A 4,633-nucleotide genomic window follows, 5' to 3' on the forward strand; every position below is an offset into this window, starting at 1 on the left:
AGTTTTTACAATACCGCGTTCAATCAACTTACGAATGATAAATGGTTTATAAAGTTCGGCAGCCATCAATTTAGGAATACCGCATTCACCCATTTTCAACTCAGGACCTACAACGATAACCGAACGAGCTGAATAGTCAACACGCTTACCAAGCAAATTCTGACGGAAACGTCCTTGTTTACCCTTCAAACTATCTGATAATGACTTCAGCGGACGATTAGCGTCCGTCTTAACAGCACTTGATTTGCGCGAGTTATCAAACAATGAGTCAACCGATTCCTGAAGCATACGTTTTTCATTACGCAAAATAACTTCCGGAGCCTTGATTTCAATCAAACGTTTCAAACGATTGTTACGGATAATCACACGACGGTAAAGGTCATTCAAATCCGATGTAGCAAAACGACCACCATCCAACGGCACCAGCGGGCGAAGTTCAGGAGGAATAACCGGTACAATACGTACGATCATCCATTCCGGCTTATTACGTCCACGAGATGCACGGAACGACTCCACCACCTGTAAACGTTTCAGAGCCTCATTTTTGCGTTGCTGTGAAGCATCATTTCCAGCGCGGTGACGCAGCTCGTATGACAATGCATCCAAATCAAGACGTGCCAGAAGATCATAAATAGCCTCTGCCCCCATCTTAGCAATGAACTTATTCGGATCTGTATCTTCGAGATACTGATTTTCTTTCGGAAGCGTATCCAGAATATCCAGATATTCTTCTTCTGAAAGCAAATCATATTCAGCTACGCCATCCTCAGCTTTAACACCCGGCTGAATCACAACGTAACGCTCGTAATAAATGATAGAATCCAGTTTCTTGGTAGGCAAGCCCAACAAATAACCGATCTTATTAGGAAGTGAGCGGAAATACCAGATGTGAGCCACCGGCACTACAAGCTGAATATGTCCCATACGTTCACGACGTACTTTCTTTTCAGTAACTTCTACACCGCAACGGTCGCAGACGATACCTTTATAACGGATACGTTTATACTTACCGCAATGGCATTCATAATCCTTAATAGGACCAAAGATACGCTCACAGAACAAACCGTCACGTTCTGGTTTGTAAGTACGGTAATTAATGGTTTCAGGCTTTAATACTTCACCACTCGAATTCTCTAGGATTTCTTCCGGAGAAGCCAAACCAATAGAGATTTTCGAGAAATTGCTCTTCGTCTTATTTTCTTTTCTAAAAGCCATACTCTTATATTAGTTGAAAATTGAAAGTTAAAAGTCGAAAGTTGAAGTTTGATAATTGAAAGCAGAGAGTAATAAAACTTTCAACTTTCAATTATCAACTTTCAACTAAATAATTATTCCAGATTAATGCTTAGTCCCAAGCCTCTCAACTCGTGTAACAACACATTTAAAGATTCCGGGATACCAGGTTGCGGCATAGGTTCCCCCTTAACGATTGCTTCGTAAGCTTTAGAACGTCCCACAACATCATCTGATTTAATTGTCAATATTTCCTGGAGAATGTGTGCAGCACCGAAACCTTCGAGTGCCCAAACCTCCATTTCTCCGAAACGCTGACCACCAAACTGAGCTTTACCACCAAGTGGCTGCTGAGTAATAAGTGAGTACGGACCGATAGAACGAGCATGCATCTTATCTTCAACCATGTGACCAAGTTTAAGCATATAAGTTACACCTACAGTTGCTGCCTGGTCAAATTTCTCACCTGTACCACCGTCGCAAAGATAAGTCTTGCAATAACGCGGCAATCCTGCTTTATCTGTCCACTGATCCAAGTCCTCCATGGTAGCACCATCGAAAATAGGAGTAGCAAACTTAACGCCAAGTGTCTTTCCTGCACGACCAAGAACAGCTTCAAAAATCTGTCCGATATTCATACGCGAAGGCACACCCAACGGATTCAAGACAATGTCAACCGGAGTACCATCTTCCAGGAATGGCATATCTTCCTGACGTACAACACGGGAAACAATACCCTTGTTACCATGACGACCTGCCATTTTATCACCGACACCAATCTTGCGTTTTTTAGCAATATATACTTTTGCCATCTGAATAATACCTGCAGGGAGTTCGTCACCAATAGTGATAGCAAACTTCTTACGTTTCAATTCAGCATCAAGCTCTTTATACTTCTTGATATAGTTCATCACCAAATCACGAATCATACTATTAATATGTTCATCATTCGTCCAATTACTTAACTGAATAGAAGTAAAGTCAAGTGAGTCAAAATCTGACACATTAAATTTGGAACCCTTCGCAATTACTTCAGCTCCCAAATAATCCTTTACTCCCAGTGAAACCTTACCTTCAGTCAATGTCATTAGCTTCTTCACAAGAATACGTTTCAAGTCTGAAGCTTTTCCTTCAAACTCATCATCTATCTTCGGAAGCAAGGCTTTATCAGCCAACTTAGAACTGCGGTTCTTTATTACACGTGAGAAGAGTTTCTTATCAATAACCACACCCTTCAATGAAGGAGAAGCTTTCAAAGAAGCATCTTTCACATCACCAGCTTTATCACCAAAGATAGCACGAAGCAATTTCTCTTCAGGAGAAGGATCAGACTCACCCTTCGGAGTGATTTTACCAATCATGATATCCCCCGGCTGAATACGTGCACCAATACGCACAATACCGTTCTCATCAAGATCTTTAGTGGCCTCTTCACTTACATTAGGAATATCGGAAGTAAGTTCCTCCATTCCGCGTTTTGTTTCGCGAACCTCTAATGAGTATTCTTCAACATGTACAGAAGTGAGCAAGTCTTCACGAACAACACGTTCGTTCAATACGATAGCATCCTCATAGTTATATCCCTTCCATGGCATATATGCAACGAGCAAATTCTTACCCAATGCCAATTCACCATTTTCAGTAGAATAACCTTCTGTCAGGATTTGCCCCTTCGTTACCCGATCACCTCTATTACAGATCGGACGAAGGTCAATTGTCATATTTTGGTTGGTCTTACGGAATTTAGGAATTCTATATTCTTTCAGAGCCGATTCAAAACTTACAAATTCTTCGTCTTCGGTACGATCATACAAAATACGAATGGTAGTAGCATCAACATAATCAATTACGCCATCACCTTCTGCAGTAATCTGCGTACGTGAATCTCTAACCAACTGACGTTCGATACCAGTACCTACAATAGGAGCTTCACTTCTCAATAAAGGAACTGCCTGGCGCATCATGTTAGATCCCATCAATGCGCGGTTAGCATCATCATGTTCCAAGAACGGAATCAAAGAAGCTGCAATAGAAGCAATCTGCTGAGGAGAAACATCCATCAACTCTACTTCAGCAGGTTCCACAACTGGGAAATCAGCATCCTGACGAGATTTTACTTTGTTACGAATAAATGTTCCATCATCATTCAACGGAGCATTACCCTGTGCAATGACCTTACCTTCTTCTTCTTCTGCAGTCAGATAAATCAAACCGTTATCAGAAAGATCTACCTTAGCATTCTCTACTTTACGATATGGAGTTTCAATGAATCCAAGGTCATTAATTTTTGCAAATACACACAATGACGAAATCAAACCGATATTCGGACCTTCCGGTGTTTCAATCGGGCAAAGACGACCATAATGTGTGTAATGAACGTCACGAACCTCAAATCCGGCACGTTCACGGGAAAGACCACCAGGACCCAGTGCAGACATACGACGCTTGTGAGTAATCTCAGCCAGCGGGTTTGTCTGATCCATAAACTGTGACAAAGCATTGGTTCCGAAGAATGAATTAATAACAGAAGAAATTGTCTTCGCATTGATCAAGTCAATCGGAGTAAACACTTCGTTATCACGAACATTCATACGTTCACGAATAGTACGTGACATACGAGCCAGACCAACAGCAAACTGATTAGACAGCTGTTCACCTACTGTACGTACACGACGATTACTCAAGTGGTCAATATCATCCACATCTGCTTTTGAGTTAATCAACTCAATCAGATATTTAATGATTTCAATAATATCTTCCTTGGTAAGAACACGTACATCCATGTCAGTCGTCAGATTCAACTTTTTGTTGATTCTATAACGGCCTACATCCCCAAGGTCATATCTCTTTTCCGAGAAGAACAGGTTGTTTATTACCTCACGTGCACTTGCATCATCGGCAGGATCTGCATTACGCAACTGACGATAAATATAAAGCACCGCTTCTTTTTCCGAGTTACTCGGGTCCTTCTGCAAAGTATTATATATAATGGAGTAATCAGACTGATTCGGCTCATCCTTATGGATCAGGATGTTCTGAACGCCCGATTCAATAATTTCATTGATATGTTCTTCCTCAATGACAGTTTCACGGTCGATAATAACTTCATTACGCTCGATAGAAACTACTTCACCAGTATCTTCATCAACAAAATCTTCAATCCAGGTTTTCAAAACACGGGCAGCCAGCTTACGACCCACGATTCTCTTAAGATTTGTCTTGTTTACCTTTACATCTTCTGCCAGGTTAAAAATCTCAAGAATATCTTTATCATTTTCAAAGCCAATCGCTCTCAACAGCGTTGTTACAGGCAGTTTTTTCTTTCGGTCGATGTATGCGTACATCACATTATTGATGTCGGTAGCAAACTCAATCCATGAACCCTTGAATGGAATAATAC

The 4,633-nt window shown here is 41.1% G+C and carries 1 protein-coding gene and 1 pseudogene; both read right to left on the reverse strand.

The window, feature by feature from the left end; all coding sequences use genetic code 11:
- A pseudogene (locus tag QX565_RS00270) lies at window positions 1–1,215 on the reverse strand (DNA-directed RNA polymerase subunit beta'); the annotation flags it as partial.
- A 113-nt stretch (window positions 1,216–1,328) separates the two neighbouring features.
- The coding region (gene rpoB, locus QX565_RS00275) for a DNA-directed RNA polymerase subunit beta (protein ID WP_289290542.1) at window positions 1,329–4,633 on the reverse strand (3,305 nt) is incomplete at its 5' end.

Origin of the sequence: Bacteroides sp. 41_26, from assembly GCF_949740115.1 — a bacterium.
Taxonomy (GTDB): Bacteria; Bacteroidota; Bacteroidia; order Bacteroidales; family Bacteroidaceae; genus Bacteroides; species Bacteroides nordii.